Genomic DNA, 3,731 nt, shown 5'->3' on the forward strand with positions numbered 1-3,731 from the left:
TTTACCCACGAGGCAGTAGAACATTTTGAAACCATCCGTTTAAAGAAAGATGCTGATGATTATCGCAAGATACCGACCATGCAGTATCATATCTATAAGTACATCATCGCGATAGATCACTTTAAGAATGAGCTTTATATATTCAACAACCAAACAGCAGGCGATACTGCTACCGATGGTTTAGAGAAACTGGAATACCTTATCAAGAATAAAAACTTCCCGGAATATCATTTCCAGCTAAATGGCGAAGAAGAATCAAACTTAACCGATCAGCAGTTTATGGATACTGTTGATAAAATGAAGCAGCATATTTTCCGTGGAGATGTGTTTCAGATCGTTCCGTCGAGAGCTTTCTCCCGGAAGTTTTTGGGCGATGAATTTAACGTTTACCGTGCGCTGCGCTCTATCAACCCTTCGCCCTACCTGTTTTATTTTGATTATGGCGATTTCCGCATATTCGGTTCATCGCCCGAGGCACAGATAACCATCAAAAATCGCGTAGCGAGCATCTTCCCTATTGCAGGCACCTTTAAACGTACCGGCGATGATGAAAAAGATGCAGCCCTGGCCCGCAACCTCGAGAACGACCCTAAAGAGTCTGCAGAACACGTAATGCTGGTAGACCTGGCCCGTAATGATCTGAGCCGCCATTGTACCCAGGTTTCTGTAAAGGCATTTAAAGAAGTGCAGTATTATTCGCATGTAATCCATTTAGTATCGCAGGTAACCGGGAGATTGCACGATGGCGTTTCATCCTTTAAAATTGTGGCCGATACCTTCCCGGCGGGTACGCTAAGCGGCGCACCAAAATTCCGCGCGATGGAAATTATTGATGCCAACGAGAACATCAAACGCAGTTTTTACAGTGGAGCCATTGGCTTCATTGGCTTTAACGGCGATTTTAATCATGCCATCATGATTCGTTCGTTTTTAAGCAAGAACAACACCCTGCATTACCAGGCCGGTGCCGGCATTGTAGCAGACTCGGTGCCCGAAATGGAATTGAATGAAGTAGGCAACAAGATTGCTGCCCTGCATAAAGCGCTGTTGCTGGCAGAAGAACTGTAATTGGACAAAGGACTTTTAGATAAAGGATAAAAGACATTAAAAATGGAAACTCAAAATACAACTGCCCACTCCCCCTTCAGGGGGTCGGGGGGTAAAATTCTAATAATAGATAACTACGATTCTTTCACCTATAACCTGGTACATCTGGTTAACGAACTGGGCATGGAGTGCGAAGTGTGGAGAAATGATCAGTTTAAACTGGAAGACGTAGCCCAATTTGATAAGATCATCCTGTCGCCGGGGCCCGGCATCCCATCCGAAGCAGGCTTATTACTGGATGTGATTAAAGAATATGCACCTAAGAAAAGTATTTTTGGTGTATGTTTGGGTCAGCAGGCTATTGCCGAGGCTTTTGGCGGCACATTGCACAACCTAAGCCGCCCGATGCATGGCATTGCCACCCCTATTAAGGTGGTTGATGCAACCGAGCAACTGTTTATCGATTTGCCCCAACACATTAACGTTGGCCGTTATCACTCTTGGGTAGTAACCCCGGCAGATTTGCCTGCCGAACTGGTAGTTACCGCCATAGATGAAAAGGATCAATCTATCATGGCCTTGCGCCACAAAGATTACGATGTTCGCGGTGTACAGTTTCACCCGGAGTCGATACTGACGGAGTACGGTAAAGAGATGATGCAAAATTGGTTGAAAGGATAAAGATAAATTAACTCACTTTGTCATTGCGAGCTTTAGAAGGCCCCCTCTAAATCTCCGTAAGGGAGAAGGTCTTTTTAAAGCCCTCTCCCCCGGAGAGGGTTGGGTGAGGCTAAACCCCGCAATTACAATAATAAAAGGGCATGAATATACTTGATAAAATAGTCGCTCATAAAAAAATAGAGGTTGAAGCCGCTAAAGCACGTTTCTCTTACACACAGTTAGAGGAGTCGGAGTTTTTTGCGCGCCAGCCCTATTCGTTAAACCAGTTCTTGCTCGATCCGGCACGCAGCGGTATTATTGCCGAGTTTAAGCGCAAATCGCCATCGAAAGGGATTATTAACGACCAGGTGAGTGTAGAAGATGTAACCACCGGTTACAATGCCGCAGGCGCGTCTGCTATATCTGTATTAACAGACCGAAACTTTTTTATGGGCCGCAAGCTCGATCTGACCAAAGCACGCAAGGTGAACGACATCCCGCTGCTGCGAAAGGATTTTATGATAGATGAGTACCAGATTGTAGAAGCCAAAGCCATTGGCGCGGATATTATATTGTTGATTGCCGCGATATTAACACCTGCGCAGATTAAGCAATTTGCCGGAATGGCAAAAAGTTTAGGACTAAGTGTGCTGTTAGAGGTGCATAACCTCGAAGAACTGCAACGCAGCATAGACCCAAACCTAAGCGCCATTGGTGTAAACAACCGTAACCTGGCCGATTTCACTGTTTCGGTAGAAACCTCGTTTCAACTGGCCCAACATATCCCAGACGAGTTTACCAAGATATCAGAAAGCGCCATCAGCAACACGCAGGTAATTAAAGAACTAAAGCAGGCCGGCTATAACGGATTTTTAATAGGCGAGAATTTTATGAAGCAGGAAAATCCGGGCCAAGCAATGGCGGATTTTGTGAAAGGGTTATAAGAAAAATGCACGTAATTGCGAGGTACGAAGCACTCCCCAGCCTACAGAGCCGCTCTGTACAATTCACGATTGCTTCGTTCCTCGCAATTACGGGTTGAGCGGCCCTTGCTCCTGTTTCTTGTATCTTGTTTCTAACCACCACTGCCAATTTGTACTGTTTTGATAACTGGCATTGGTATTGTTATATTAGTATTAATGAAGCAAAAATTTTATGATACTGCTGTGAAGCAGGAAAAAGCTGTGTTGGTGGGTGTTGTTACACCCAATGTAACCGACGATCAGCAAAAAGAATTCTTGGAAGAGCTGCAATTTTTGGTGGAGACCGCCGGTGGAGAAACCGTGAAGTGGTTTACACAAAAACTGCAAAGGCCGGAGCGTGCCACATTTGTGGGAACCGGTAAGCTGGAAGAAATAAAAGAATACGTTACATCCGAAGAAATTGATATGGTGGTTTTTGATGACGAGCTTTCGCCATCGCAGCTGCGTAATATTGAGCGCGAACTCGGTGTTAAAATATTAGACCGCAATAATTTAATCCTCGACATTTTTGCTGGTCGTGCACAAACGGCGCAGGCAAAATCGCAGGTGGAGCTGGCCCAGTTACAATATTTGTTGCCCCGGTTAACCAGATTATGGACTCACTTAGAGCGCCAAAAGGGTGGTATCGGTATGCGCGGGCCGGGTGAGTCGCAGATAGAAACGGACAGGCGTTTAATCTTGAACAAGATTTCTTTGCTGAAAGACAAACTAAAGCTGATAGACCGTCAAAATGAAACCCAACGCAAAAACCGTAGCCAAATGGTACGTGTGGCATTAGTGGGTTATACCAACGTTGGTAAATCAACCATCATGAACATGATCTCCAAATCGGAGGTATTTGCTGAGAATAAATTATTTGCCACGCTGGATACCACGGTGCGTAAGGTGGTAATTGAGAATGTTCCATTCCTGCTCTCAGACACGGTTGGGTTTATCCGCAAGCTGCCTCACCATTTGGTAGAGTGTTTTAAATCGACCCTGGATGAAGTTAGAGAGGCTGATATATTGGTTCACGTGGTTGACGTATCGCACCCTAATTTT

Annotated in this window: 4 protein-coding genes; all 4 read left to right on the forward strand. The window is 45.1% G+C overall.

Features of this window, described 5'->3' with window-relative positions:
- Positions 1-1,068: anthranilate synthase component I family protein (locus RG47T_RS19700; protein WP_253187542.1), on the forward strand; the 1,068-nt coding region annotated here is incomplete at its 5' end.
- Between the two features lie 42 nt (positions 1,069-1,110).
- A complete protein-coding gene (locus RG47T_RS19705; RefSeq protein ID WP_074491159.1) occupies positions 1,111-1,728 on the forward strand; it encodes an anthranilate synthase component II in 618 nt (205 codons plus the stop codon).
- Positions 1,729-1,868: 140 nt separating this feature from the next.
- The gene (gene trpC, locus RG47T_RS19710) at positions 1,869-2,651 is read left to right on the forward strand and encodes an indole-3-glycerol phosphate synthase TrpC (protein WP_074491160.1); all 783 of its coding nucleotides are present in this window, start codon (positions 1,869-1,871) and stop codon (positions 2,649-2,651) included.
- 195 nt (positions 2,652-2,846) lie between these two features.
- Positions 2,847-3,731: GTPase HflX (gene hflX, locus RG47T_RS19715; protein WP_253187543.1), on the forward strand; the 885-nt coding region annotated here is incomplete at its 3' end.

It is taken from the genome of Mucilaginibacter polytrichastri (genome assembly GCF_001911425.1).
Taxonomy (GTDB): Bacteria; Bacteroidota; Bacteroidia; order Sphingobacteriales; family Sphingobacteriaceae; genus Mucilaginibacter; species Mucilaginibacter polytrichastri.